Source organism: Sporosarcina sp. SAFN-015, assembly GCF_051966875.1.
Taxonomy (GTDB): domain Bacteria; phylum Bacillota; class Bacilli; order Bacillales_A; family Planococcaceae; genus Sporosarcina.
Genome location: NZ_JBQCKP010000002.1, coordinates 285,124 through 311,050, shown reverse-complemented (window position 1 = coordinate 311,050; position 25,927 = coordinate 285,124). Strand labels below are relative to the sequence as shown.

The following is a 25,927-nucleotide window of genomic DNA, read 5'->3' as shown; positions in this document are numbered from 1 at the left end:
TGTTCCCTCCTTCGTTTATTTACGAGTTAATTACATTTCGAAAAGTTCGATGTCTTTTGAATCAGCAGTCAAAGTTACGATCGCTTTGCGGCGTTTGTTTGTGTAACCAGCATGTTTGCCCATACGTTTGAACTTACCTTTGTAGTTCTGTACGTTGACTTTTTCAACTTTCACTCCGAAGATTTCTTCGATAGCTTGCTTCACATGTGTTTTGTTAGCGCGAGTATCAACTTCGAAAGTGTATTTTTTGAGTTCCATTTGTTCTGAAGAACGCTCGGTAATGACCGGACGTTTTAGTACATCACGTGCTTCCATTAACCAAGCACCTCCTCAATTTTTTGAACTGCATCTTTTGTAACGACGAGTTTGTCATGAGCGACGATGTCGAGAACGTTGATGCCGTTTGCTGTAACGACGCTGATTCCAGGGATGTTACGAGCGGACAATGCCACTGCTTCATCAAGGTCAGCTGTTACGAACAATGCTTTTTTATCGATTGAAAGATCTGTAAGGACCTTCGTGAATTCTTTTGTTTTTGGAGCTTCGAATGTTAGAGCGTCCAATACGATGATTTCTTCATCGCGCACTTTTGTTGAAAGCGCTGAAAGAAGAGCTAAACGACGAACTTTTTTAGGAAGCTTGTAGCTGTAGCTTCTTTGAGTCGGACCGAATACGATACCGCCTCCACGCCATTGTGGTGAACGGATCGACCCTTGACGAGCACGTCCAGTTCCTTTTTGGCGCCATGGTTTACGACCACCGCCAGCAACTTCTGCACGAGTTTTTACTTTATGGTTACCTTGACGCAAAGATGCGCGTTGTTGAACCAATGCTTCGAATAGGACAGCTTCATTTGGTTCGATTCCGAAGATCGCTTCGTTCAATTCGATATCGCCAACTGAAGAACCTGTCTGACTTAGTACGGATACTTTAGGCATTTTTGTTTCCTCCTTCCTTTAAGAATTAGTTCCCTTTGATTGCGCTTTTCACTGTGATAAGTGATTTGCGTGCTCCTGGAACGTTACCTTTTACTAGCAACAAGTTACGCTCAGCGTCAACTCGTACGATTTCAAGGTTTTGGATCGTAACAGTGTCTCCACCAGTACGTCCTGGCAATTTTTTACCTTTGAATACACGTTGTCCGTCAACCGCACCTAGTGAACCTGGTGCACGGTGGAAACGAGAACCGTGACTCATTGGTCCGCGTGAGAATCCGTGGCGTTTGATAACACCTTGGAACCCTTTACCTTTTGATACTCCTGTAATATCGACGATATCGCCTTCTGCGAATGTATCGACTTTGACTTCCTGACCAACTTCATACCCAGCTACGTCTACTCCGCGGAATTCGCGAATGAAGCGCTTAGGTGCCGTTTCAGCTTTTGCAACGTGTCCTTTTTCAGGTTTGTTTGCAAGCTTCTCACGTTTGTCGTCGAATCCAAGCTGGATTGCTTCGTAGCCGTCCGTTTCGTTTGTCTTCTTTTGAAGAACAACGTTTGGAGCAGCTTCAATCACAGTCACTGGAATGAGATCGCCGTTTTCAGCAAAAATTTGCGTCATGCCGACTTTTCTCCCTAAGATTCCTTTGGTCATTTGTCACACCTCCTGAATTAATTAGTTTTATTTTATCGATTAAAGTTTGATTTCAATGTCAACGCCAGATGGTAAATCGAGTTTCATCAATGCATCGACAGTTTGTGGTGTCGGGTTGACGATATCGATAAGACGTTTATGCGTACGCATTTCGAACTGCTCGCGCGAATCTTTGTACTTATGTACCGCACGAAGAATTGTATAAACAGATCTTTCAGTTGGAAGTGGTATCGGACCTGATACGCTTGCACCTGAACGTTTTGCTGTTTCTACGATTTTTTCAGCTGACTGATCAAGAATTCTGTGATCATATGCTTTTAAACGGATACGAATCTTCTGTTTTGCCATTACTTTCCCTCCTTCTCGCCTATTTTCTAGACATTCTCCACGGAAATTTCCCACACACGTGCCATGGCAAAGCGGCCGGGTGTGTCGGCAACCTCCCGCTTCATCGCAGTCAAAGACCAACATTCAACATTATACACAAGGAAAAAGAATCTCGCAACCCTTTTCGCGAAATTCTTTTCTCAGCTTTTTAATTATAATAGGATGTTGCTTATAATTCAACTGTTTTGTAGGATTTTACATGAAAAATAGTGAGGTTTTTCGCGAAGTGTGCAGCTTTTTGTGATTGCGTGGCTTGTGGAGTCTAAATGACTCCTTGGATATCTAAAATGTTATGAAAATTAATTATTAATAAAGGATACCATTTTAAAGTTTGCTTGTTCTGAGCGCTCGGAGCGATCTCTTGAGCGCGATAACGACTTCTTGAGCGCAGAACGGCCGGCTTTGAGCGCAGCAGTCGTTTCTTTGAGCGCGGGAGCGATTTCTTGAGCGCGATAACGACTTCTTGAGCGCGGAACGGCCGGCTTTGAGCGCTCGGAGGTCTGTTTTGAACGCGGCCACAATCCACGATCGTCACAACATCGTATTGTGCCAAATGTCATTGACACTAGCAAAATGGCTATCCAATTAAAAAATCCCGCACGAGTGCGGGATTTAAAAGTTTATTACTTTTCGATTGTAGCTACAACGCCAGCGCCTACTGTACGTCCACCTTCACGGATTGAGAATTTAGTACCTTCTTCAATCGCGATTGGAGCGATAAGTTCAACTGTCATTTCAACGTTGTCGCCAGGCATAACCATTTCTACGCCTTCTGGAAGAGAGATGATTCCAGTTACGTCAGTTGTACGGAAGTAGAACTGTGGGCGGTAGTTAGAGAAGAATGGAGTGTGACGTCCACCTTCTTCTTTTGAAAGAACATAAACTTCTGATTTGAATCTTGTGTGTGGTGTGATTGTACCTGGTTTTGCAAGTACTTGACCACGTTCGATGTCTTCACGAGCTACCCCACGAAGAAGTGCACCGATGTTGTCTCCAGCTTCTGCATAGTCAAGAAGCTTACGGAACATTTCAACACCTGTTACAGTAGTTGATTTTGGTTCTTCAGTCAAACCGATGATGTCAACAACGTCACCGACTTTAACTTGTCCGCGCTCAACACGTCCAGTAGCAACTGTACCACGGCCTGTGATTGAGAATACGTCCTCAACTGGCATCATGAATGGTTTGTCAGTGTCACGTGGTGGTGTTGGGATGTATTCGTCAACAGCGTTCATAAGCTCAACGATTTTTTCTTCCCATTCTGCTTCACCTTCAAGTGCTTTAAGAGCAGAACCTTTGATGACAGGAATGTCGTCGCCAGGGAACTCATACTCAGAAAGAAGGTCACGGATTTCCATTTCAACAAGCTCAAGAAGCTCTTCGTCGTCAACCATGTCACATTTGTTCATGAATACAACTAGGTAAGGAACACCTACTTGACGAGAAAGAAGGATGTGCTCACGAGTTTGTGGCATTGGGCCGTCAGCTGCAGATACAACTAGGATTCCGCCGTCCATTTGTGCTGCACCAGTGATCATGTTTTTAACGTAGTCAGCGTGACCTGGGCAGTCAACGTGCGCGTAGTGACGCTTGTCAGTTTCATACTCGATGTGTGAAGTATTGATCGTGATACCACGCTCTTTTTCTTCTGGTGCGTTATCTACGTCAGCGTAAGATTTCGCTTCTCCACCCATTCTTTTTGAAAGAACTGTTGCGATTGCAGCAGTCAAAGTTGTTTTACCATGGTCAACGTGACCGATTGTACCAACGTTAGCATGCTCCTTGGAGCGATCGAATTTCTCTTTACCCATTGTGGAATTCCTCCTTAAAAATATGAATGTTTTATTTTTTATAAGCATGGATGCTGGAGAAATTGTTCCCTCCAACTATCCATATCTTACAAGTAATCAATGATGGAAACAAGGATGAAGTTTAATTATTCACCTTTATTTTTCTTGATAACTTCTTCTGCAATTGATTTCGGAACATCTTCATAGTGATCGAATGTCATAGAGAATACTCCACGACCTTGTGTGTTCGAACGAAGTGAAGTTGCATAACCGAACATTTCTGCAAGTGGAACCATTGCACGAACAACTTGTGCGTTACCGCGAGCGTCCATACCTTCAACGCGACCACGACGTGATGTAATATCACCCATGATATCGCCTAGGTATTCTTCAGGAATGATGACTTCAACTTTCATCATCGGCTCAAGAAGTGCTGGGTTACATTTTGCAGCAGCATTTTTAAGTGCCATGGAAGCAGCGATCTTGAACGCCATCTCATTGGAGTCGACGTCATGGTAAGAACCATCGAATAGACGAGCTTTTACGTCGATCAACGGATAACCAGCAAGAACACCATTGTTTAAGGAATCGCGAAGACCTGCTTCAACGGATGGAATGTATTCACGAGGAACGACACCACCGACGATAGCGTTTTGGAATTCGAAACCTTTTCCTTCTTCGTTTGGAGAGAATTCGATCCAAACGTGACCGTATTGACCACGACCACCAGATTGGCGTACGAACTTACCTTCAACTTCCGCAGCGCTACGGAATGTTTCACGATAAGATACTTGTGGCGCTCCGACATTCGCTTCTACTTTAAACTCACGTCTCAAGCGGTCAACGATAATGTCGAGGTGAAGCTCACCCATACCTGCGATGATAACTTCTCCTGTTTCTTGGTCAGTATGTGCACGGAAAGTCGGGTCTTCTTCTTGAAGTTTCGCAAGAGCTGTACCCATCTTGTCCTGGTCGCCTTTTGTCTTCGGTTCAATTGCAACAGAGATAACCGGTTCTGGGAATTCCATGGACTCAAGGATGATTGGTGCTTTGTCGTCACAAAGCGTGTCACCTGTTCCAGTGTCTTTCAAACCAACTGCTGCTGCGATTTCACCAGCATGAACTTCAGCGATTTCTTCACGGGAGTTTGCGTGCATTTGTAGGATACGTCCTACACGCTCACGCTTGCCTTTTGTCGAGTTCTGTACATATGAACCCGATTGAAGAACTCCGGAATAAACACGGAAGAATGTAAGCTTACCAACATAAGGGTCTGTCATAACTTTGAACGCTAGAGCAGAGAATGGCTCTTCGTCGCTGGAATGACGCTCTTCTTCTTCTTCTGTATCCGGATTGATACCCATCATTGGTGGGATATCGATCGGAGATGGCAAGTAGTCAACAACTGCGTCGAGGACTAATTGAACACCTTTGTTTTTGAACGCAGTACCGCAAACAACAGGGTAGAATTCTACCGCAAGTGTCGCTTTACGGATTGCAGTTTTAATCTCATCTACTGTAAGCTCTTCGCCGCCGAGGTATTTTTCCATTAGATCTTCATCGAAGTCTACGATCGCTTCGACCAATTTCTCACGGTACTCTTCAGCTTGCGCACGGTATTCTTCCGGAATTTCTTCAATTGTTGTGTCCGTTCCGAGGTCATTACCGTACATAGTTGCTTTCATTTCAACGAGGTCGATGATTCCGCTGAATGAATCTTCGGAACCGATCGGAAGTTGAATCGGGTGAGCATTCGCTTGTAGACGGTCATGAAGAGTGCCTACAGAGTAAAGGAAGTCTGCACCTGTTTTATCCATCTTGTTTACGAAAACAAGACGTGGAACTTTATAGTTTGTCGCTTGGCGCCAAACTGTTTCTGTTTGTGGTTCAACACCCGATTGAGCGTCAAGAACTGTAACAGCACCATCTAATACGCGAAGTGAACGTTCAACTTCAACTGTGAAGTCTACGTGTCCTGGAGTATCGATGATGTTTACACGGTGGCCTTTCCAAGAAGCTGTTGTTGCAGCGGAAGTGATCGTGATTCCACGCTCTTGCTCCTGCTCCATCCAGTCCATTTGGGAAGCCCCTTCGTGTGTTTCTCCAATCTTATGGATCTTACCTGTGTAAAAAAGGATCCGCTCGGTCGTCGTCGTCTTTCCGGCGTCGATGTGAGCCATGATACCAATGTTACGAGTATTCTCTAAGGAGAACTCTCTAGCCATTTTGTATAACTCCTTCCGTTTCGGATTAAGGTGTCAATCAATCACGCCTCGGCGTGATTGCGTCGGGATTTTTTCGAGCGAGTTCGAAAACTCGCCTAAAAAATCCGTGACATCCGCCGGAGGCTTTTATCTTTGTTCAGCATTATAACATCCGCTTAGCAGTATACAAAATTGCATGGATAACGCTATATATAGCGGTGGCAGTTTCTGCTGAATAAAGGTAAAACGTCCGATCTTACCAACGATAGTGAGCGAATGCTTTGTTCGCTTCTGCCATCTTGTGCATTTCTTCACGGCGTTTCACAGATGCACCTGTGTTGTTGGAAGCATCAAGGATTTCATTCGCAAGACGCTCTTCCATTGTTTTCTCACCACGTGTGCGGGAGTAGTTCACAAGGTAACGCAATCCGAGAGTTGTACGACGTTCAGGACGAACTTCGACTGGAACTTGGTAGTTCGCACCACCGACACGGCGAGCACGTACTTCAAGTACAGGCATAACATTGTTCAATGCTGCTTCAAATACTTCAATAGGATCTTTACCAGAACGTTCTTTAACAAGTTCAAACGCACCATAGAGGATTTTTTGTGATGTACCTTTTTTACCGTCTACCATCATTTTGTTGATAAGACGAGTGACAAGCTTGGAATTGTAAATCGGATCCGGTAATACGTCGCGTTTTGCAACAGGACCTTTACGAGGCATATTGTTTTCCTCCTTTCGAAATAATCATTTCGTTATTAGTTTTTCTTTTCTTTAGGTTTTTTCGCACCGTATTGTGAACGGCTTTGCATACGGCCAGTAACACCAGCAGTATCAAGCGCTCCACGTACGATGTGGTAACGAACACCCGGTAAGTCTTTTACACGTCCTCCGCGGATAAGAACAACGCTGTGCTCTTGAAGGTTGTGGCCTTCACCAGGGATATATGCGTTCACTTCTAGAGTGTTTGTCAAACGAACACGCGCATATTTACGAAGAGCCGAGTTCGGTTTCTTCGGAGTCATTGTACCCACACGAGTACAAACACCTCTTTTTTGTGGCGAGTTGACATTTGTCATCGACTTTTTGAAGCTGTTATAGCTTTTTCCGAGTGCTGGTGCCTTGGAAGTGTCCGATTTCGATTGACGAGGTTTACGGACCAATTGATTAATTGTAGGCATCGGATTTCCTCCTTTCACTGTGCTTTTTGTAAGACCACACATCCAGGTGGTTCATTTTTGGGGTAAAAACAAAGTCTTTGTGTTTATTCACACAAAAACCATCATACAGTAATGGCGACGACGGACGCACCGACTTGAATGCCGCATGCCTGACCGAGTTTTTCCCTCGAATCGACATAACTTACTTGAATGCCGTGACGCGCTGCTTCTCCGACTATGGGATCAATCAGCTTTTCTTCGGCATCTCTCGCAATGACGACTTCTCTCACCACGCCAGACTTTATCGCTTTCACTGTTTGCTTTGTACCGATGATTGTCTTCTTTGCCTGCTCGACTTTTTCATAAGACATTCGTACATCCTCCAAAGTACAGACATTCAACTATCAACCTTTTGTATATTATCATCTGGAAAGAAACATGTCAACAATAAATAAAAAATGGGGAGAGGATTTTTCTCTCCCCATTTCAATTATTGTTTATTCTACAACTGCTGCTGTCGCCTCTTCATCTTGTTCCATTTGAATTTGACGATAGCGTTGCATGCCTGTTCCAGCCGGAACTAGTTTACCGATGATGACATTCTCCTTCAATCCTAGCAACTCATCCGTTTTGCCTTTGATCGCTGCATCTGTCAAGACGCGAGTCGTTTCTTGGAAAGAGGCTGCTGATAGGAAGGATTCCGTCTCAAGCGATGCTTTTGTAATACCGAGAATGACTGGACGTGATGTAGCTGGTACTCTTCCGCTCTTCAACACTTCAGCATTCGCTTCGGAGAATTGGTGGATATCGAGCAGCGAGCCTGGAAGAAGATCCGTGTCGCCAGCCTCGATGACACGCACTTTGCGAAGCATTTGGCGAACCATTACTTCAACGTGCTTATCCCCGATTTCAACACCTTGCATACGGTATACTTTTTGAACTTCTTTAAGAAGGTATTCTTGTACAGTGGCTACGTCTTTAACGATGATTAATTCTTTCGGGTCGATGGAACCTTCAGTAATGCTATCTCCACGATCGATAGAATCGCCAATTTGCACTTTCAAGCGGGCATTATATGGCGCGAGATACTTGCGCGTCTCGACTTCCCCTTGAATCGTAATTTCCTTCTGTCCTTCCCGGATTTCATCAATCTCAGTGATCTCACCTTTGATTTCAGAAATGACCGCTTGCCCTTTCGGATTACGGGCTTCAAAAATCTCTTGGATACGTGGGAGACCGGACGTGATGTCATCCCCGGCAACCCCACCTGTATGGAATGTACGCATCGTAAGCTGTGTACCAGGCTCACCGATCGATTGCGCAGCAATGATACCGACTGCTTCGCCGACTTCGACCGCTTCGCCTGTCGCAAGGTTGATGCCGTAACATTTCTTACAAATACCATGTTTTGTATTACAAGTGAACGCAGAGCGGATCGTAACCGATTCAATGCCAGCATTTACGATTGCATTTGCAAGATCAGCAGTGACAAGACCATCTTTCGGAACAATCACTTCACCCGTTTCCGGATGACGGATCGTCTTCTTCGTATGACGGCCTTCGATTCGCTCTTCCAACGTTTCTATGACTTCAGTCCCTTCGGTAAGAGCAGAGATAAGTAGACCTCTGTCTGTTCCGCAATCATCTTCACGTACGATGACATCTTGTGCAACGTCTACAAGACGGCGTGTCAAGTAACCGGAGTCGGCAGTTTTCAATGCTGTATCCGCGAGACCTTTACGAGCACCATGCGTGGAAATGAAGTACTCGAGTACGGTTAAACCTTCACGGAAGGAAGATTTGATCGGCAACTCGATGATTCGACCAGCCGGGTTGGCCATCAAGCCCCGCATTCCTGCGAGCTGCGTGAAGTTGGACGCGTTACCACGGGCACCTGAGTCACTCATCATGTAAATAGGGTTTGTATTTTCAAGTGAGTCCATCAGTTTATCCTGAATGATGTCCTTCGCATTGCTCCAGTAGGAAATGACACGGTCATAACGCTCTTCTTCCGTAATCAAACCACGGCGGAATTGCTGCGTCACTTTATCCACTTTATCTTGAGCTTCTTGCAAAATTTCATCTTTGTTCGGCAATACGACGATATCCGAGATACCGACTGTGATGCCTGCACGAGTTGAATATTTGAAACCTAGGTTTTTCATGCGGTCCAACATTCTTGAAGTTTCCGTAATATGGAACTTCTTGAAGATTTCCGCGATGATATTGCCGAGGATTTTTTTACGGAATGGAAGAACAATCTCCGCATTTTTAATATGCTCTCTAACATCTACCGTACCTTCGATGAAGTATTTATCCGGCGTTTCAATTTGCAAGTTATGATTCGTCGGCTCATTGATGTACGGGAATGTTTCGGGAAGGATTTCATTAAAGATAAGTTTCCCGACTGTTGTTAATAAAAGCTTGCTGTTCTGTTCTTCTGTGAATGTTGGATTGTTCAGCGTACCAGCTTGGATAGCGATTCTCGTATGCAGATGGACATGGCCTGTTTGATATGCAATCAGTGCCTCGTTCATATTGCTGAAGATTGCTCCCTCGCCGATGGAACCTGCTCTTTCCAACGTAAGGTAGTAGTTACCCAACACCATATCTTGAGATGGAGTAACAACCGGTTTTCCATCTTTCGGGTTCAAGATGTTTTGCGCGGCAAGCATAAGTAGACGCGCCTCAGCTTGAGCCTCTGCCGAAAGTGGAACGTGTACAGCCATTTGGTCTCCGTCAAAGTCGGCGTTATATGCTGTACATACGAGTGGATGCAGCTGGATGGCACGGCCTTCCACCAACATCGGCTCGAATGCCTGGATACCAAGTCTATGAAGAGTAGGAGCTCGGTTTAGTAAAACCGGATGCTCTCTAATGACGTCTTCGAGGACGTCCCACACTTCGGAATGCAAACGTTCAATTTTACGTTTCGCGCTCTTAATATTATGCGCAAGTCCGCGTTCGACCAATTCTTTCATAACGAAAGGCTTGAACAATTCAATAGCCATCTCTTTCGGGAGGCCGCATTGATACATTTTCAAGTTTGGCCCAACAACGATTACCGAACGGCCGGAATAATCGACCCGTTTACCCAATAGGTTTTGACGGAAGCGACCTTGCTTCCCTTTCAACATATGGGAGAGGGATTTCAACGGACGATTCCCTGGTCCTGTAACCGGTCGTCCGCGTCGACCGTTATCTACGAGCGCGTCGACGGCTTCCTGCAACATACGCTTTTCATTCTGAACGATGATGCCAGGTGCACCAAGGTCAAGAAGTCGCTTCAACCGATTGTTACGGTTAATGACTCTTCGGTAAAGATCGTTCAAGTCGGATGTCGCAAAACGGCCGCCGTCCAACTGTACCATTGGGCGCAATTCTGGAGGAATGACCGGCAACACTTCAAGAACCATCCATTCTGGACGATTTCCGGAGTTACGGAAAGACTCGACAACTTCCAAGCGTCTGATCGCACGAGTACGACGTTGACCTTGCACTGTCTTCAACTCTTCTTTCAACATTTCCGTTTCTTTATCCAAATCGATTGCCATTAGTAGCTGTTCAATTGCTTCAGCACCCATAAGCGCTTGGAATTTTGAGCCGTACTTTTCACGGTACAATCTGAATTCCTTTTCAGAGAGCAATTGTTTCCGTTCTAGCGGTGTGTCCGCAGGATCGATAACTACATAAGACGCGAAATAAATGATTTCTTCCAACGCGCGTGGCGTCATGTCGAGAATAAGGCCCATTCTGCTTGGGATGCCTTTGAAATACCAAATGTGAGTGACCGGCGCTGCTAGCTCGATATGCCCCATACGTTCACGGCGAACTTTTTGCCTAGTTACTTCAACACCGCATCGATCACAGACGACACCTTTGTAACGGACGCGCTTATATTTACCACAATGACATTCCCAGTCTTTTGTAGGTCCGAAGATCCGTTCACAGAACAGACCGTCTTTCTCGGGCTTCAATGTACGATAGTTGATCGTTTCGGGTTTTTTCACTTCACCGTAAGACCAAGAACGAATCTTATCCGGTGAAGCAAGGCCGATTTTCATATACTCAAAATTATTTACATCTATCAAGGAGCCTACCTCCCTCTTATCTTATCTCCGCGATGGACTCTCATCATTATCGTTTAAAAATAGAGGAGCGTATAACAGCTCCCCTATCCAATTGTATAAATTATTACTTTATCAGACCTCTTCAGCCATCAGATTCAATGCATCTGTCGGTTGCATATCATCGTCGTCATCGAGATCACGCATTTCGATTTCCTCGAATTCTTCCGTCAGCATCTTAACGTCTAAACCAAGGCTCTGAAGTTCTTTGATCAATACTTTGAACGATTCAGGCACACCTGGTTGAGGAACGCTTTGACCTTTGACGATTGCTTCATATGTTTTCACACGGCCGACAACATCATCCGACTTGACAGTAAGGATTTCTTGCAATGTATAAGCTGCACCATAAGCCTCGAGCGCCCAAACTTCCATCTCCCCGAAACGTTGTCCGCCGAATTGGGCTTTCCCTCCGAGCGGCTGCTGCGTAACGAGCGAGTATGGTCCAGTCGACCGAGCGTGTAGCTTGTCGTCGACCATATGCGCGAGTTTTATCAAGTACATGACACCAACGGATACACGGCTATCAAACGGTTCGCCTGAACGGCCATCGTAAAGGATCGTCTTACCATCACGATTCATGCCGGCTTCTTCCATCGTCGTCCAAACGTCTTCTTCATTCGCTCCGTCAAATACCGGCGAAGCCATATGAACGCCTAGATTCCGTGCAGCCATTCCCAAGTGCATTTCCAATACCTGTCCGATGTTCATACGAGACGGTACACCAAGTGGGTTCAACATGACATCAATCGGTGTTCCGTCTGGAAGGTATGGCATATCAGATTCAGGCAAGATACGGGAGATTACCCCTTTGTTACCGTGACGTCCAGCCATTTTATCCCCGACGGAGATTTTACGTTTTTGTACGATATACGCGCGAACGAGCTGGTTGACACCCGGTGGCAATTCGTCACCGTCTTCACGGTTGAACACTTTCACGTCAAGGACGATTCCGCCTGCACCGTGAGGAACTCGTAAAGATGTATCGCGCACTTCACGTGCTTTTTCGCCGAAGATTGCATGAAGGAGTCTTTCCTCAGCTGTCAGTTCAGTAACCCCTTTAGGTGTCACTTTTCCGACGAGGATGTCGCCATCGCGAACTTCTGCACCGACCCGGATGATACCGCGGTCGTCAAGGTTGCGAAGAGCTTCTTCACCGACGTTCGGGATGTCCCTTGTAATCTCTTCAGGTCCAAGTTTCGTATCCCGAGCTTCCGACTCATATTCTTCGATATGAATTGATGTGAATACGTCATCCTTCACGAGACGTTCGCTCATGATGATCGCATCTTCATAGTTATAGCCGTCCCACGTCATGAAAGCTGTGAGGACGTTCCGGCCCAAAGCGAGTTCCCCTTGATCCATCGAAGGACCGTCAGCAAGGATATCGCGTGGTTTCACACGGTCACCGACACTGACAATCGGACGTTGGTTATAGCAAGTCCCTTGGTTGGAGCGGATAAAGTTCTCAAGTTTATAAATCGTCAAATCGCCTTTGACTTCTTTGTCATCCACAGTCTCAATGCGACGAATACGAATTTCTTTCGCTTCGACGTGTTCAACGATACCGTGGTATTTAGCGATTACTGCAGCACCGGAGTCACGCGCTGAAACGTGTTCCATCCCTGTACCGACAAACGGAGCTTCAGGGTTCAACAAAGGTACAGCTTGGCGTTGCATGTTCGCTCCCATGAGGGCACGGTTGGAGTCATCGTTTTCAAGGAATGGGATACAAGCAGTCGCCGCAGATACAACTTGTTTTGGAGATACGTCCATATAGTCAATCTGCTCACGCTTGAATACTGTGTTATCCCCTTGGAAACGACCGACGACTTCCTCGTTCACGTAGGAACCATCTTCGTTGAGCGGCGCGTTCGCCTGTGCAACGACATAGTTATCCTCGATATCTGCAGTTAAGTAATCGATTTGGTGAGTGACGCGTCCAGTTTCAGGGTCAACCTTCCGATAAGGCGTTTCAATGAAACCGAATTTATTTACTCTTGCAAACGTCGAAAGGGAGTTGATCAATCCGATGTTCGGACCTTCCGGCGTTTCAATCGGACACATACGTCCATAGTGGGAATAGTGGACGTCACGGACTTCCATTCCCGCACGTTTCCTAGTCAATCCACCAGGCCCGAGCGCAGACAGACGTCGCTTATGCGTCAATTCGGCAAGCGGATTCGTCTGATCCATGAATTGAGATAGCTGCGAACTGCCAAAGAATTCTTTGATAGAAGCGATAACCGGTCTGATATTAATCAATTGTTGAGGCACGATCGATTGAGTGTCATTGATGGACATACGTTCTTTAACGACACGTTCCATACGAGATAGACCGATACGGAATTGATTTTGCAGCAACTCGCCGACTGAACGCAGACGACGATTTCCGAGATGGTCGATATCATCCGTATTTCCAACTCCATGAAGCAAGTTGAAGAAATAGCTGATGGACGCAACAATATCAGCTGGAGTGACATGTTTCACAGACTCGTCGATGCTCGCATTCGAGATGACATTGATGACTTGCTTCTCTTCACTCTTCGGAGCATAGATTTTGATTGTTTGGATTGTAATGTCGTCTTCCAAAACGCCGCCGATATGCGACAATTCTTGGATGCCAACGCCTTTTTCAAGATGCGGCAAGAGACGGTCCAATGTTCTACGATCGATCAGTTGATCCTTCTCAAGTAAAATTTCACCTGTTTCAGGGTCTGCAAGTGTTTCTGCAACCGTTTGATTGAAGAGACGGTTTTGCAGATGAAGCTTTTTATTCATTTTATAACGGCCGACATTCGCCAAATCGTATCTTTTTGGGTCGAAGAAGCGGGGATATAGCAGGCTCTTCGCGCTATCCAGTGTCGGTGGTTCGCCGGGACGTAGACGCTCATAGATTTCGAGCAATGCCTTTTCCGACGTTTCCGTATTATCTTTTTCAAGCGTATTGCGCAAGTACTCGTTATCACCGATCAAATCAATGATCTCTTGATCTGTCGAGAATCCAAGTGCACGTAGAAGAACTGTGATCGGCAATTTACGGGTACGATCGATCCGGACATGGACCACATCTTTTGCATCAGTCTCATACTCGAGCCATGCACCGCGGTTCGGAATGACAGTCGCCGCAAAGCCGCGCTTCCCATTCTTGTCCGTCTTATCATTGAAGTAGACGCTCGGGGATCGAACGAGCTGTGATACGATAACCCGTTCCGCACCGTTAATAATGAACGTTCCGTTCTCAGTCATAAGCGGGAAGTCGCCCATGAAAACGTCCTGTTCCTTCACTTCTTCTGTTTCCTTGTTATGCAAGCGCACTTTTACGCGGAGCGGCGCTGCATACGTAACGTCACGCTCTTTTGATTCATCAACAGGGTATTTCGGTTCACCAAGTTGATAATCAATGAATTCCAACGAAAGATTACCTGTGAAATCCTGGATCGGAGAAATATCGCGGAACATTTCCCGCAATCCTTCTTCCAAGAACCACTCGTAAGATGCCGTCTGGATTTCAATCAAATTCGGCAGCTCGAGAACTTCATTGATCCGCGCGAAACTTCTGCGCTGACGGTGTTGACCATACTGAACTAAATGACCTGTCAACTCTTTCACCCCTCAAAACAATATTAGTCCTTTGCGAAATCATAAAAATAGTGTATGATATCGAAAAAACAAAAAGAAAACGAGTTCTGGCAAGAGCTCATTTTCGGTTTAACAATCTTTTATCCATTGCCAGTATGCCTTAGATTTCCAAAACTTATGCAAAAGGGCACACGACCGCATTATATTATTTATGCATTTTACAATACTAGCACAACAAAACTCTCAGGTCAAGGTTTTTTTGGCTTTAAGTATGAAATATCCTTTTTTCTTTTCCACGGTTTCGACATTTCCGAAAATCTCCGTCAAATGCGCCATCGTAGAAGGAGCACCTTGCTTCTTCTGAATGACGACCCACAGTTCTCCACCGAAAGCCAATTTGGAAAAAGCACCGTCATAGATTTTGAACACCGTCTCTTTTCCTGCCCGGATCGGCGGGTTCGTCAATATTGCAGCGAAGCCATCCGCCTCTACAGCCGACAATGCATCGCTTGCGTAAACAGACACATTTCGAATGCCGTTCAGTTCAGCATTTTCATTTGCAAGAGCCATTGCTCTTTCGTTGACATCGACCATTTGAATGTTCCGATCCGGAAAAGATGCGGCGATCGATAATCCGATAGGTCCATATCCACAGCCAACATCTAGCACATCACCTGCAACAGTAGGCAATGTGAAAGCTTCCGCTAACAGGCGAGAACCAAAATCCACTTCCCCTTTGCTGAATACACCCGCATCCGTTTTGAAACGCAGACGGTTGTTGCGCAATGTCGCTTGCCATTCCTTCGGATCACTTTTCACTGTCGGATTTTTAGAGTAGTAATGTTCGGACATAATGATCCTCCTTCCTTCCGAAAGGTTACCCATTTATTTTTCTTTTTAAATATAAGATTAAAAGCCGTCATTTAGATAAAAAAACGAAGAAAAGCCCGTCCAAATTCGACGAGCCTTCCTTCATTTATCGAGAAATTACTTAACTTCTACGCCAGCGCCAACTTCTTCAAGTTTAGCTTTCATTTCTTCAGCTTCTTCTTTAGCAACGCCTTCTTTAAGTGCTTTTGGAGCGTTATCAACTAGTTCTTTCGCTTCTTTCAAGCCTAGGCCAGTAAGTTCGCGAACGACTTTGATAACTTTAATTTTTTGGTCTCCTGCAGATGCAAGAACTACGTCAAATTCAGTTTGCTCAGCAGCAGCTTCACCAGCACCTGCTCCGCCCATCATTGCAACTGGAGCTGCAGCAGTTACGCCGAATTCTTCTTCGATAGCTTTTACAAGGTCATTCAATTCAAGAACTGTCATTTCTTTAATCGCGTCAAGGATTTGTTCTTTAGTCATTATATGTTCCTCCTAAATAGGTTTTGTTTTGTCGGGGATTACCCCGCATATTTTCGTTCAGGCTGCTTGAGTAAACTTAAGCGCCTTGTTCCTCTTTTTGCTCTGCAACAGCTTTCGTTGCAAGCGCGAAGTTGCGCATTGGAGCTTGTAGAACGCTGAGTAGCATAGAAAGAAGTCCTTCGCGGGATGGAAGATCCGCCAATGCTTTAATATCTTCAACAGAAGCGATATTTCCTTCAATCACACCTGCTTTGATTTCAAGCTTGTCGTTCTTCTTAGCGAAGTCGTTAAGGATTTTAGCAGGAGCAACAACGTCTTCAGTAGAGAACGCGATTGCATTCGGACCTACCAAATGCTCATTCAACCCTTCAAGTCCAGCTGTTTCAGCAGCACGGCGCGACATTGAGTTTTTGTAAACTTTGAAGTCGATGCCTGCTTCACGAAGCTGTTTACGAAGTTCCGTAACTTGGCTCACGTTAAGACCACGATAGTCAACTACGACAACGGAAACTGCTGATTGCAATTTGCCTGAGATCTCTTCAACTACCGCTTGTTTAGCTTCTAATACTTTGCTCATCTTGACACCTCCTGTAAGAATTCGGGTCATTCATACCGATATGAAAAGCCCTCGCAATCCACAAAGTAGACCACGAGGGCAGAAAAGTCGTCATCTTTAACATAAAGAGCGTCTTGTCCTCGGCAGGATGATTAAGCTTTAAAAGCCCCTGCTGTCTACGGTACAAATGATTTAGTTTACAACAAACGAAATCTTACTATAAGATTTCAAGCTTGTCAATGTTTTTTATTTAATAACTACAGACGATGGATCAATTTTGACCGCAGGACCCATTGTAGTCGTAACGTTCACTGACTTCATGTAAGTTCCTTTTGCTGCAGCTGGTTTAGCTTTTTGGATCGTTTCAAAAACAGTTTTGAAGTTTTCTTCAAGCTTTTCGTTGTCGAAAGAAGCTTTTCCGATTGGAGCGTGGATAATACCAGCTTTGTCCGCACGGTATTCAACTTTACCTGCTTTGATTTCTGCAACAGCTTTAGCAACATCAAATGTTACTGTACCTGTTTTAGGGTTTGGCATTAAGCCTTTTGGTCCCAATACGCGACCGATTTTACCAACTTCGCCCATCATGTCCGGAGTTGCAACGATAACGTCGAAATCGAACCAGCCTTGTTGGATTTTAGTGATGTACTCTGCATCGCCTGCAAAGTCTGCACCTGCAGCTTCCGCTTCTTTCAATTTTTCGCCTTTAGCGAAAACGAGAACGCGTTGAGTTTTACCAGTTCCGTTTGGAAGCACAACAGCTCCACGGATTTGCTGGTCGTTTTTACGAGTGTCGATTCCTAGACGGAACGCGACTTCGACAGTTGCATCGAAGTTGACTGTGCTTGTTTTCTTTGCAAGCTCAATCGCTTCTTTCAAGTCATACACTTGCGTGCGATCTACTAGCTTCGCCGCTTCAGTGAACTTTTTACCTCTTTTAGCCATTAAAATTTCCTCCTCGTTTGTGGTTTTAACGGATTGAACCTCCCACGAATAAGGGTTGCGTGTTCCAAGGAACAATCGCAACCCCCACTACAAAGAACCGCGTTTGGTTTATCGCGATCAGTCTTCGATCGTGATTCCCATACTGCGAGCAGTACCTTCAACCATTGCCATCGCCGCTTCAACCGATGCTGCGTTTAGATCCTGCATCTTTTGTTCTGCAATTTCGCGAACTTTATCACGTTTTACAGTAGCTACTTTCTTCTTGTTAGGTTCACCTGAACCTTTTTGAAGATTAGCTGCAACTTTCAGCAATACTGCTGCTGGTGGAGTTTTTGTAATAAAAGTGAATGAACGGTCCTCAAATACAGTTATTTCAACAGGAATGATTAAGCCTGCTTGATCTGCTGTACGTGCGTTGAAATCTTTACAGAATCCCATGATGTTGACACCTGCTTGACCTAGTGCCGGTCCAACTGGTGGAGCTGGGTTAGCTTTACCTGCAGGGATTTGCAATTTTACGATTTTGGTTACTTTTTTAGCCACGAGACACACCTCCTTAAGTCCGTGATGTGGTAATTGGGTTGCCCCTCCCACTCAATATGTGCCTGCCGGTTTCACCCGGTAGAATTTGGTTAATCCGCCCAGCCTGTACTGTTTACAGTCTGACCTTTGAAATGATACCACTATTATGCTCTTCTTGCAAGTGGTAATCTCTTATATTTTTTCAACTTGTCCAAAGTCAAGTTCCATAATTGTTTCTCTGCCGAACATATCGACGGAAACTCGGACTTTTCCTTTGTCCTGATCGATTTCTTCCACTTTCCCTTGGAAATGAGCAAATGGTCCTTCAAGCACTTCGATCACTTCGCCAACTTCAAAGTCAGCTTCAGCTTTCCGTTCTTTAACGCCCATCTGCTTGAGGATGAAATCGACTTCTTCCGGCAAAAGCGGTGTCGGTTTCGCGCCCCCGCCTGAAGATCCGATGAAGCCTGTGACGCCAGGCGTGTTACGGACGACATACCAAGAGTCATCTGTCATGATCAGCTCCACGAGGACATATCCAGGGAATGTCTTTTTCATGACTGTCCGTTTTTTGCCGTCTTTGAAATCCGTTTCTTGCTCTTCCGGGATGACGACTCGGAATATTTTATCTTGCATTCCCATCGTCTCAACACGTTTTTCCAGGTTGGCTTTCACCTTATTTTCATAACCTGAATATGTGTGGACGACGTACCAATTTTTCTCCATTTCCATAGTAACGTAGGACTGTTGTGTCCGTCCCTCCTTTTTTCTAACTCACTAAAGTCTTTCTAATTAATTCCCCGTATATAAGCCAATTACTCTATATATTTCAGAGAAATGAAAAAACCCGTTCATGTAACAAGACGGGATATTTTTCAACAAGGATATTCACGCTGTCCTATTATAACGCAAGATACCATTCCATTACTTCTGAAATGCCCAAATCGACAAGACCAAAATAAACCGCCATGAAAACAACCGTGCTAATGACAACGATCGTATAGCGCGTCAATTCTTTTCGCTTCGGCCAGCTGACCTTCCGCATTTCAGAGACGACATCTTTTAAAAAGCCGGTTACCTTACCCATTCAATCGTAGACCTCCGAATACTAAGTATATTGCTGCAACTAGATTGTTTGTTTATGTTCTGTATGTGTATTACATTGATTGCAAAACTTCTTCACTGCGAACCGAACCGTCGTCTGTTTATTCCCCGCGGGGATAACATAGTTTCTTGACCCGCAGCGATCACAGCATAAAATCAGTTTTTTAGACATTTTTTCACCTTGGAATTCCGTCGTGCAACTATTGCCGATAGTCTAATTACATCGTCATAGTCTTGCTAAAGAGTACCACCTAATATTCATGATGTCAACACGATGGAAATTGTTTGGCAACCTTTGCAAGCCTCAATGGACGACATCCAGCTGCATATGCCGTTCGAGCTTCCGTTTGATGCGTTGAAGCGCATTATCTACGGATTTGACTTGCCGATTCAATTCATCGGATATCTCCTGATAAGACTGCCCTTCCAAATAGAGTGATAGCACTTGCTTTTCCAGCCCGCTTAGCACTTTATTGATTTCCCCTTCCATATGGATGAAGTCTTCTTTGTGGATGATCAGATCTTCAGGATCATCGAGAACGGAACCTGAAATGACATCTAGTAAAGTGCGATCGGATTCCTCGTCGAACACAGGCTTGTCCAAAGATACTGACGTATTCAGCGGAATGTGTTTTTGTCTCGTTGCCGTCTTGATAGCTGTAATGATTTGCCTTGTGATGCATAATTCCGCAAATGCCCGGAACGAAGCAAGACGATCCATCCTGAAGTCACGGATTGCTTTATAAAGACCAATCATTCCTTCCTGAATGATATCTTCCCGATCGCCGCCCATCATGAAATATGAGCGCGCTTTCATTTTTACGAAAGATTGATATTTGGTAATAAGGAAATCAAGCGCGTCCGTGCTGCCCTCATGGATACGAACTAAAAGCTCTTCATCGGATAGCCCGGTGAAATCAGTAATACCCCCCTGAACGTATACATTTCCCGCCAATCACCACACCCCGATTCGTTATTGCCATTTCAATCAGTATACCGTATGGAAAATTTTTGCGTCAACCGTTCATTTCATTCCTCGGCGCCATTTTTCAAATATTTCTGCCACCTCGTCGGACAATTGAATCTTCGAAAACGGTCGTTCCTCTTGGATTTCTTTCACTTTTTTCGTGATTAGTTTATCAATTTCATCCATCTCAATTTCTAGCTCACGAGCCGATTTCCGGAGTGCGCCTTGCGCAAAAATGACCCATTGCTCCGTTAAATCCGAAGTGGCAACATGAATTTGGACTTTGCGCCCACTTAATTCGGACACCATCTTTTCAATCCGCTCATCAGCGGTTTCATTTTCACGGGTGAAAACGACTTCGACTTTGTGCTTCCAATCCTTCTTTTCAATTCCCCGCATCAAGTGCGCATCGAACAGAACGATGACACGCCAGCCCGTATGCGCCTTGTATTCCGCCATTCGTTCGATAAGCCGGTCGCGGGCTTGAGCGAGGCTTTCTTGCTTCAACTTTCTCAATTCCGGCCATGCCCCGATGATGTTATAACCATCGACGAGCAATATATCTTTTTTCATGACCCAGATGTTTGGGGCTTGCGTTTACGCAACACTTCATACATGAGCAGAGAGGCGGCGACAGAGGCGTTCAGCGACGTCACGTGCCCGATCATCGGCAAATGATAAAGGAAGTCGCATTTCTCCTTCAAAATGCGGGACATTCCTTTTCCTTCGCTTCCAATGATGATAGCGAGAGGCAATGTTGCATCCATTGAACGATAGTCTTGCGAGCCTTTCGCGTCCGTTCCCGCTATCCAGACACCCGCTTTCTTCAATTCTTCCACCGTTTGAGAAAGATTGTTCACACGGACAACCGGTATGTGCTCGATAGCGCCCGTCGAAGCTTTCGCAACGACTCCCGTCAAACCAACCGAACGTCTTTTTGGAATGATGATGCCGTGTACGCCTGTCGCATCCGCCGTTCGTAAGATGGACCCTAGATTATGCGGGTCTTCCAATTCATCGAGGATGAGGAAGAACGGATCTTCTCCCCGGCTTCTTGCGAGTGCGAACAAATCATCCAACTCAGCATAGGAATAGGCGGCAACTGAGGCAATAATGCCTTGGTGGTTTACGTCAAGCATGCCATCCAGCTTCTGCTTAGGCACAGCTTGGACAATGACGCCTGATTGTTTTGCCAGCGACAAGATCTCTCCGATGCTTTTTTTATTCAATCCTTCGGCAATCCAGATCTTATTCAGTTCCCTGCCGGAACGGAGTGCTTCCACGACCGGGTTTTTACCGCCGATCAATTCCGATTCCTGATTTGTCATGATGCGCCCTCCTCTTTCGGATTTTCAATGAACTGCATTGTCTTACTGATGATTTCTTCCAGTCGTTCATTTCTGCCAAGCAAATATAAATAGCCAAGGACAGCCTCGAACCCTGAACTATAATTATACGTAACGACATCAGTATTTTTTGGAACCGAACCGGATTTCGCATTCCGCCCTCGCCGCAGGACGGCTTCCTCCTCATCGGTCAGAAAAGCCATCTCCTGCATCATTTTGACAGAGGACGCCTGGGCTTTGGCGGATACATACCGAGTAGCCTCCTTATGGAGTATGTTCGGCTTCACGCGGCCCGAGCGCAGTAAATGCTCACGGACCGCCTGCTCGTAAACCGCGTCTCCCATATAAGCTAGCGCTAATGCGTTCAGTTGCTTTACGTCGACGTCACGCAATGTATATCCGTCACTCATCCTCTTTTCCACCGCGTTCCTTGAGCAGTATCCTCCAGGATGATCCCTTTTTCCTTCAAAAGGTCCCTAATCTCGTCTGCACGGCCGAAATTCCGTTCGCGGCGGGCATTCAATCGCTCCTCGATCAACCCGTCAATTTCATCATCCAATAGCTCTTCCTCGCCGAATGGCAAGCCAAGCACTTCCATCATTCGGTCAAACGTGGAAATGAAATAAGTTAGTACGGCTGTTTGAGTGTTCTTCTCCAACAAATAAATGTTGGCAGTTTTCACAAGTTCAAAAATGGCAGCAATAGCGTTCGCAGTGTTGAAATCATCATCCATCGCAATTTCAAACTGGCGGACGACTTCATCCACTTTATGCGTCCATATATCTTGTTGGTCGCCCAAGTCAGTGGACGTGCTTAAACGGTGCTTCAAATTGTTGTACGCAGTTTGAATGCGATCCAATCCATTCGAAGCGCTCTCGACAAGCTCTTGAGAGAAGTTCACCGGGTGACGGTAATGGACGGATAGCATGAAGAAACGGAGCACTCTCGGATCGATCTGCTTACGGATGTCATGAACAAGGATGAAGTTCCCGAGTGATTTTGACATCTTTTCATTGTCGATATTAATATAGCCGTTATGCATCCAATAACGAGCAAACTGCTTCCCGGTCATCGCCTCGGACTGCGCGATTTCGTTCTCATGATGCGGGAATGTCAAATCTTGCCCGCCCGCATGGATGTCAATCGTATCGCCTAGATGCTCTCTCGCCATGACAGAGCACTCGATATGCCAACCAGGCCGCCCAGGACCCCATGGACTTTCCCAAGCGATCTCCCCTTCTTTCGCCGCTTTCCAAAGAGCGAAGTCGAGCGCATTCTCTTTAATGCCGCTTTCTTCAATACGAGCCCCTACTTTCAGCTCATCGATTGACTGGTGGGACAGTTTGCCATATCCGTCGAACTTGCGTGTCCTGTAATAGACATCTCCTTGCGCTTCATAAGCAAACCCTTTATCTACGAGCACTTGGATAAAAGCGATAATGTCGTCAATATGCTCCGTAACACGTGGATGAGCATCCGCTTTGCCGCAGCCGAGAGCTCCCACGTCTTCGAAATAAGCGTTAATGAAACGGTCAGTCAATTCTCCGACCTCTTCACCTAGTTCATTCGCCGTCTTGATGATTTTGTCATCGACATCGGTGAAGTTGGACACGTAATTGACGTCGTAGCCTCGATATTCCAAATACCGGCGAACCGTGTCAAAAACGATGACTGGCCTCGCATTGCCGATATGAATATAATTGTAGACGGTCGGCCCGCACACGTACATTTTCACTTTCCCTTCCTCTAGCGGAATGAAAGGTTCCTTTTTCCGTGTCAATGTATTATAAATTTGAATACTCATCAGTTTTCCCTTCCTTCTTCTCAAGTTCTTCAATCCGTCTTTTCAGAAATGCAATTTCATCTTCTAAGCGGTTGCATGTGTCCATGACTGGATCCGGCAAATTCCGATGGTCGTGTTTATCCTTCACCCGTACGCCGTTCGTGACGACGACTTTGCCTGGAATACCGACGACAGTTGAATCGGCAGGCACATCGATCAAAACGACCGACCCTGCCCCGATCTTGCTATTTTCACCGATTGTAATGGAACCAAGTACTTTCGCTCCTGAAGCTACAAGCACATTATTGCCAAGAGTCGGGTGGCGTTTACCTTTTTCCTTGCCTGTTCCTCCCAGCGTTACACCTTGGTACAATGTTACATCATCGCCAATTTCGCACGTCTCGCCAATGACAATCCCCATGCCGTGGTCAATAAATAGGCGTCTGCCGATCGTCGCACCCGGATGGATTTCGATGCCTGTGAAAAAGCGGCTGATCTGTGAAACGGCCCGCGCTAGAAACAGCAAGTTCTTTTTATATAACGCATGCGCTATTCTATGCGCCCACACCGCGTGGAGGCCAGAATACGTAAGCACCACCTCGAACGTGCTGCGCGCTGCAGGATCTTGTTCAAATATGCAACGGATATCTTCCTTCATCCTACGAAACACTGTTTTCGACCTCCCCTTCTTATTTTTCCGTCTCAATACAAAAAGCGCCCCTGTCCGTAATTAGACAGAGACGCATTGAATGCGCGGTTCCACTCCGCTTGAAAGGAGATTGAACCCCTTCCCGCTTGACGCCTGTAACGCTGGCGATGCGTCCGGCCTACTAACTGTTCGGCACGGCGCTCAAAGGGGCATTTCCACACTGCAGAGGCACGGATCACTTTCAGCCGGTGATGATCCTCTCTGAAGAGCATGCGATGTGTACTTCTCCTTATCAAAGCTTTCGTTTTATATTGAAAGTAAGATTTATTGAATGTACGTCAATTGTACATCGATAATGCCTAAAGTCAACTAATCAAATTACGCTTTGGCGAATTTTGATACTCGCTCAATCGTCTTTTCCTTACCGATCAATGCAATGGAATCCGGCAATTCAGGACCGTGCGACTGTCCTGTTGTGACGACGCGGATCGGCATGAATAGATTCTTCCCTTTATGGCCAGTTTCCTTCTGCACTTCTTTAATCGCCGCTTTAATCGAAGCAGGGTCAAATGATTCAAGTGCGGTCAACTGACGTTGGAATGAAGCCATCACTTCCGGTACCTGCTCTCCTGAAAGGATCTCCTTGGATTGTTCATCATATTCAATATGGTCATTGAAGAATTGGGCGGTCAATTCGACAATCTCCGCACCATAGCTCAATTGCGCTTGGTAAAGGGCAATCAGGTCGTGTACCCAGTTGCGTTCCTCTTCCGTCATCTCTTTGCTCACACGTCCAGCAGCTTGAAGATGCGGCAACGTCAATTCGATTACTTCATCCAAGCTGAGCTTCTTCACGTATTGGTTGTTCATCCACGTCAGCTTCGTCTTATCGAACATGGATGGCGATTTGGATAGACGGCTTTCATCGAAAAGCTTGATCAATTCATCATGCGTGAAGATTTCTTCTTCCCCGCCTGGCGACCAGCCAAGCAATGCAAAGAAGTTGAACATCGCTTCCGGCAAGTAGCCGAGATCCTTGTATTGAGAAATGAATTGGATGATTGATTCGTCACGCTTTGAAAGCTTTTTACGATCTTCATTTACAATTAACGTCATATGGCCGAATCGAGGGTATTCCCAGCCGAACACATCGTATATCATCAATTGCTTCGGTGTATTCGTCAAATGCTCTTCGCCGCGGAAGACGTGGGAAATTTTCATCAGATGATCATCAATGACGACCGCGAAATTGTATGTTGGGATGCCATTCGCTTTCACGAGCACCCAGTCACCTACATCCTTCGATTCAAACGCAACTTCCCCGCGGACGAGGTCTTCGACTTTATAAGTGACGTTTTCAGGTACTCGCATCCGAATTGTGTACGGCATGCCTGCAGCTTCCTTTTCAGCGACTTCTTCAGCAGTCAGATGGCGGCAAGTGCCTGCGTACATCGGTGCTGCGATGCCAGAAGCCTTCTGTTTTTCACGCTCCGCTTCGAGTTCTTCCGTCGTACAGAAACATTTGTAAGCATGGCCTCCGTCAAGCATATCCTGCGCATATTTCGTATAAAGATCAAGGCGTTCCATCTGGCGGTAAGGGCCGTATTCCCCGCCGATATCGACGGACTCGTCATGATGGATTCCGAGCCATTTCAAATTATCAAGCTGTGATAATTCGCCCGCTTCGATATTCCGTTCCGTGTCGGTATCTTCAATACGGATAATGAATTTTCCGCCATGATGTTTTGCAAATAGGTAATTGAATAACGCTGTCCGGGCTCCGCCGATATGTAAATGGCCGGTCGGGCTCGGCGCATAACGTACACGTACTTCTGTTGTCATTTGAGTGCATCTC

Annotated in this window: 26 protein-coding genes and 2 other annotated features; all 26 genes read right to left on the bottom strand. The window is 45.7% G+C overall.

Going from position 1 to position 25,927, the window contains the following annotated elements:
• Positions 1 to 30: 30 nt before the first annotated feature.
• The 26 genes from rplW to gltX all read right to left on the bottom strand — a co-directional run bounded on the left by rplW (position 31) and on the right by gltX (position 25,914).
• Complete coding sequence (gene rplW, locus ACTHPA_RS04525) at positions 31 to 315, bottom strand: 50S ribosomal protein L23 (RefSeq protein ID WP_440498990.1); 285 nt, start codon at positions 313 to 315, stop codon at positions 31 to 33.
• Entirely contained in the window at positions 315 to 938 is a 624-nt protein-coding gene (rplD, locus tag ACTHPA_RS04520; RefSeq protein WP_440498989.1) for a 50S ribosomal protein L4, read from the bottom strand. The genes rplW and rplD overlap by 1 nt, the downstream gene beginning before the upstream one ends.
• Positions 939 to 963: 25 nt before the next feature.
• Positions 964 to 1,593 (bottom strand): 50S ribosomal protein L3, encoded by a 630-nt coding sequence (gene rplC / locus ACTHPA_RS04515; protein ID WP_440498988.1) that lies wholly within the window; start codon positions 1,591 to 1,593, stop codon positions 964 to 966.
• 39 nt (positions 1,594 to 1,632) lie between these two features.
• Positions 1,633 to 1,941, bottom strand: coding sequence for a 30S ribosomal protein S10 (gene rpsJ, locus ACTHPA_RS04510; protein ID WP_042478628.1), 309 nt, complete (start codon positions 1,939 to 1,941; stop codon positions 1,633 to 1,635).
• 662 nt (positions 1,942 to 2,603) lie between these two features.
• Positions 2,604 to 3,791 (bottom strand): elongation factor Tu, encoded by a 1,188-nt coding sequence (gene tuf, locus ACTHPA_RS04505; RefSeq protein WP_440498987.1) that lies wholly within the window; start codon positions 3,789 to 3,791, stop codon positions 2,604 to 2,606.
• A 125-nt stretch (positions 3,792 to 3,916) separates the two neighbouring features.
• Complete coding sequence (fusA, locus tag ACTHPA_RS04500; protein ID WP_440498986.1) at positions 3,917 to 5,995, bottom strand: elongation factor G; 2,079 nt, start codon at positions 5,993 to 5,995, stop codon at positions 3,917 to 3,919.
• A gap of 235 nt (positions 5,996 to 6,230) precedes the next feature.
• The gene (gene rpsG / locus ACTHPA_RS04495) at positions 6,231 to 6,701 is read right to left on the bottom strand and encodes a 30S ribosomal protein S7 (protein WP_207959161.1); all 471 of its coding nucleotides are present in this window, start codon (positions 6,699 to 6,701) and stop codon (positions 6,231 to 6,233) included.
• 35 nt (positions 6,702 to 6,736) lie between these two features.
• Positions 6,737 to 7,159 carry a 30S ribosomal protein S12 gene (gene rpsL / locus ACTHPA_RS04490; RefSeq protein ID WP_440498985.1) on the bottom strand — a complete coding sequence of 141 codons (423 nt, stop codon included), beginning with the start codon at positions 7,157 to 7,159 and terminating at the stop codon, positions 6,737 to 6,739.
• Between the two features lie 101 nt (positions 7,160 to 7,260).
• On the bottom strand, positions 7,261 to 7,509 hold the full coding sequence (locus tag ACTHPA_RS04485; RefSeq protein WP_440498984.1) for a ribosomal L7Ae/L30e/S12e/Gadd45 family protein: 249 nt from the start codon (positions 7,507 to 7,509) through the stop codon (positions 7,261 to 7,263).
• A gap of 126 nt (positions 7,510 to 7,635) precedes the next feature.
• Positions 7,636 to 11,229 (bottom strand): DNA-directed RNA polymerase subunit beta', encoded by a 3,594-nt coding sequence (rpoC, locus tag ACTHPA_RS04480; RefSeq protein ID WP_440498983.1) that lies wholly within the window; start codon positions 11,227 to 11,229, stop codon positions 7,636 to 7,638.
• Positions 11,230 to 11,340: 111 nt separating this feature from the next.
• Positions 11,341 to 14,877 carry a DNA-directed RNA polymerase subunit beta gene (gene rpoB, locus ACTHPA_RS04475; RefSeq protein WP_440498982.1) on the bottom strand — a complete coding sequence of 1,179 codons (3,537 nt, stop codon included), beginning with the start codon at positions 14,875 to 14,877 and terminating at the stop codon, positions 11,341 to 11,343.
• A 213-nt stretch (positions 14,878 to 15,090) separates the two neighbouring features.
• The gene (locus ACTHPA_RS04470; protein WP_440498981.1) at positions 15,091 to 15,699 is read right to left on the bottom strand and encodes a class I SAM-dependent methyltransferase; all 609 of its coding nucleotides are present in this window, start codon (positions 15,697 to 15,699) and stop codon (positions 15,091 to 15,093) included.
• A 135-nt stretch (positions 15,700 to 15,834) separates the two neighbouring features.
• Complete coding sequence (rplL, locus tag ACTHPA_RS04465) at positions 15,835 to 16,200, bottom strand: 50S ribosomal protein L7/L12 (RefSeq protein ID WP_440498980.1); 366 nt, start codon at positions 16,198 to 16,200, stop codon at positions 15,835 to 15,837.
• Positions 16,201 to 16,276: 76 nt separating this feature from the next.
• Complete coding sequence (gene rplJ, locus ACTHPA_RS04460) at positions 16,277 to 16,777, bottom strand: 50S ribosomal protein L10 (protein WP_440498979.1); 501 nt, start codon at positions 16,775 to 16,777, stop codon at positions 16,277 to 16,279.
• A gap of 32 nt (positions 16,778 to 16,809) precedes the next feature.
• Positions 16,810 to 16,956, bottom strand: a sequence feature (ribosomal protein L10 leader region).
• Positions 16,957 to 17,002: 46 nt separating this feature from the next.
• Complete coding sequence (rplA, locus tag ACTHPA_RS04455; protein ID WP_440498978.1) at positions 17,003 to 17,701, bottom strand: 50S ribosomal protein L1; 699 nt, start codon at positions 17,699 to 17,701, stop codon at positions 17,003 to 17,005.
• A gap of 117 nt (positions 17,702 to 17,818) precedes the next feature.
• Entirely contained in the window at positions 17,819 to 18,244 is a 426-nt protein-coding gene (rplK, locus tag ACTHPA_RS04450) for a 50S ribosomal protein L11 (RefSeq protein WP_060203386.1), read from the bottom strand.
• Between the two features lie 171 nt (positions 18,245 to 18,415).
• Positions 18,416 to 18,949, bottom strand: a complete 534-nt coding sequence (gene nusG, locus ACTHPA_RS04445; protein WP_440498977.1) for a transcription termination/antitermination protein NusG — start codon at positions 18,947 to 18,949, stop codon at positions 18,416 to 18,418.
• Between the two features lie 175 nt (positions 18,950 to 19,124).
• Complete coding sequence (gene secE, locus ACTHPA_RS04440) at positions 19,125 to 19,310, bottom strand: preprotein translocase subunit SecE (RefSeq protein ID WP_413054657.1); 186 nt, start codon at positions 19,308 to 19,310, stop codon at positions 19,125 to 19,127.
• 39 nt (positions 19,311 to 19,349) lie between these two features.
• The gene (gene rpmG, locus ACTHPA_RS04435; protein WP_440498976.1) at positions 19,350 to 19,499 is read right to left on the bottom strand and encodes a 50S ribosomal protein L33; all 150 of its coding nucleotides are present in this window, start codon (positions 19,497 to 19,499) and stop codon (positions 19,350 to 19,352) included.
• Positions 19,500 to 19,631: 132 nt separating this feature from the next.
• Positions 19,632 to 20,282: an RNA polymerase sporulation sigma factor SigH gene (gene sigH, locus ACTHPA_RS04430; RefSeq protein ID WP_440498975.1), complete on the bottom strand. Its 651-nt coding sequence runs from the start codon at positions 20,280 to 20,282 to the stop codon at positions 19,632 to 19,634.
• A 69-nt stretch (positions 20,283 to 20,351) separates the two neighbouring features.
• Complete coding sequence (locus ACTHPA_RS04425; protein ID WP_440498974.1) at positions 20,352 to 20,867, bottom strand: NYN domain-containing protein; 516 nt, start codon at positions 20,865 to 20,867, stop codon at positions 20,352 to 20,354.
• On the bottom strand, positions 20,864 to 21,622 hold the full coding sequence (rlmB, locus tag ACTHPA_RS04420; RefSeq protein WP_440498973.1) for a 23S rRNA (guanosine(2251)-2'-O)-methyltransferase RlmB: 759 nt from the start codon (positions 21,620 to 21,622) through the stop codon (positions 20,864 to 20,866). Before rlmB ends, ACTHPA_RS04425 begins: the two co-directional genes overlap by 4 nt.
• The gene (locus tag ACTHPA_RS04415) at positions 21,619 to 22,050 is read right to left on the bottom strand and encodes a Mini-ribonuclease 3 (protein WP_440498972.1); all 432 of its coding nucleotides are present in this window, start codon (positions 22,048 to 22,050) and stop codon (positions 21,619 to 21,621) included. The genes rlmB and ACTHPA_RS04415 overlap by 4 nt, the downstream gene beginning before the upstream one ends.
• On the bottom strand, positions 22,047 to 23,444 hold the full coding sequence (cysS, locus tag ACTHPA_RS04410; protein WP_440498971.1) for a cysteine--tRNA ligase: 1,398 nt from the start codon (positions 23,442 to 23,444) through the stop codon (positions 22,047 to 22,049). Before cysS ends, ACTHPA_RS04415 begins: the two co-directional genes overlap by 4 nt.
• Positions 23,425 to 24,093, bottom strand: a complete 669-nt coding sequence (gene cysE / locus ACTHPA_RS04405) for a serine O-acetyltransferase (protein ID WP_440498970.1) — start codon at positions 24,091 to 24,093, stop codon at positions 23,425 to 23,427. The genes cysS and cysE overlap by 20 nt, the downstream gene beginning before the upstream one ends.
• A gap of 63 nt (positions 24,094 to 24,156) precedes the next feature.
• Positions 24,157 to 24,377: a binding site (T-box leader), on the bottom strand.
• Positions 24,378 to 24,450: 73 nt separating this feature from the next.
• Complete coding sequence (gene gltX, locus ACTHPA_RS04400) at positions 24,451 to 25,914, bottom strand: glutamate--tRNA ligase (protein WP_440498969.1); 1,464 nt, start codon at positions 25,912 to 25,914, stop codon at positions 24,451 to 24,453.
• Positions 25,915 to 25,927: the final 13 nt, after the last annotated feature.

Excerpts from the sequence above, each read along its gene's own strand:
- rplW (WP_440498990.1), bottom strand. The coding sequence starts at position 315 with ATGGAAGCACGTGATGTACTAAAACGTCCGGTCATTACCGAGCGTTCT.
- rplD (WP_440498989.1), bottom strand. The coding sequence starts at position 938 with ATGCCTAAAGTATCCGTACTAAGTCAGACAGGTTCTTCAGTTGGCGAT.
- rplC (WP_440498988.1), bottom strand. The coding sequence starts at position 1,593 with ATGACCAAAGGAATCTTAGGGAGAAAAGTCGGCATGACGCAAATTTTT.
- rpsJ (WP_042478628.1), bottom strand. The coding sequence starts at position 1,941 with ATGGCAAAACAGAAGATTCGTATCCGTTTAAAAGCATATGATCACAGA.
- tuf (WP_440498987.1), bottom strand. The coding sequence starts at position 3,791 with ATGGGTAAAGAGAAATTCGATCGCTCCAAGGAGCATGCTAACGTTGGT.
- fusA (WP_440498986.1), bottom strand. The coding sequence starts at position 5,995 with ATGGCTAGAGAGTTCTCCTTAGAGAATACTCGTAACATTGGTATCATG.
- rpsG (WP_207959161.1), bottom strand. The coding sequence starts at position 6,701 with ATGCCTCGTAAAGGTCCTGTTGCAAAACGCGACGTATTACCGGATCCG.
- rpsL (WP_440498985.1), bottom strand. The coding sequence starts at position 7,159 with ATGCCTACAATTAATCAATTGGTCCGTAAACCTCGTCAATCGAAATCG.
- ACTHPA_RS04485 (WP_440498984.1), bottom strand. The coding sequence starts at position 7,509 with ATGTCTTATGAAAAAGTCGAGCAGGCAAAGAAGACAATCATCGGTACA.
- ACTHPA_RS04470 (WP_440498981.1), bottom strand. The coding sequence starts at position 15,699 with ATGTCCGAACATTACTACTCTAAAAATCCGACAGTGAAAAGTGATCCG.
- rplL (WP_440498980.1), bottom strand. The coding sequence starts at position 16,200 with ATGACTAAAGAACAAATCCTTGACGCGATTAAAGAAATGACAGTTCTT.
- rplJ (WP_440498979.1), bottom strand. The coding sequence starts at position 16,777 with ATGAGCAAAGTATTAGAAGCTAAACAAGCGGTAGTTGAAGAGATCTCA.
- rplA (WP_440498978.1), bottom strand. The coding sequence starts at position 17,701 with ATGGCTAAAAGAGGTAAAAAGTTCACTGAAGCGGCGAAGCTAGTAGAT.
- nusG (WP_440498977.1), bottom strand. The coding sequence starts at position 18,949 with ATGGAGAAAAATTGGTACGTCGTCCACACATATTCAGGTTATGAAAAT.
- secE (WP_413054657.1), bottom strand. The coding sequence starts at position 19,310 with ATGGGTAAGGTAACCGGCTTTTTAAAAGATGTCGTCTCTGAAATGCGG.
- rpmG (WP_440498976.1), bottom strand. The coding sequence starts at position 19,499 with ATGTCTAAAAAACTGATTTTATGCTGTGATCGCTGCGGGTCAAGAAAC.
- ACTHPA_RS04425 (WP_440498974.1), bottom strand. The coding sequence starts at position 20,867 with ATGAAAAAAGATATATTGCTCGTCGATGGTTATAACATCATCGGGGCA.
- rlmB (WP_440498973.1), bottom strand. The coding sequence starts at position 21,622 with ATGACAAATCAGGAATCGGAATTGATCGGCGGTAAAAACCCGGTCGTG.
- ACTHPA_RS04415 (WP_440498972.1), bottom strand. The coding sequence starts at position 22,050 with ATGAGTGACGGATATACATTGCGTGACGTCGACGTAAAGCAACTGAAC.
- cysS (WP_440498971.1), bottom strand. The coding sequence starts at position 23,444 with ATGAGTATTCAAATTTATAATACATTGACACGGAAAAAGGAACCTTTC.
- gltX (WP_440498969.1), bottom strand. The coding sequence starts at position 25,914 with ATGACAACAGAAGTACGTGTACGTTATGCGCCGAGCCCGACCGGCCAT.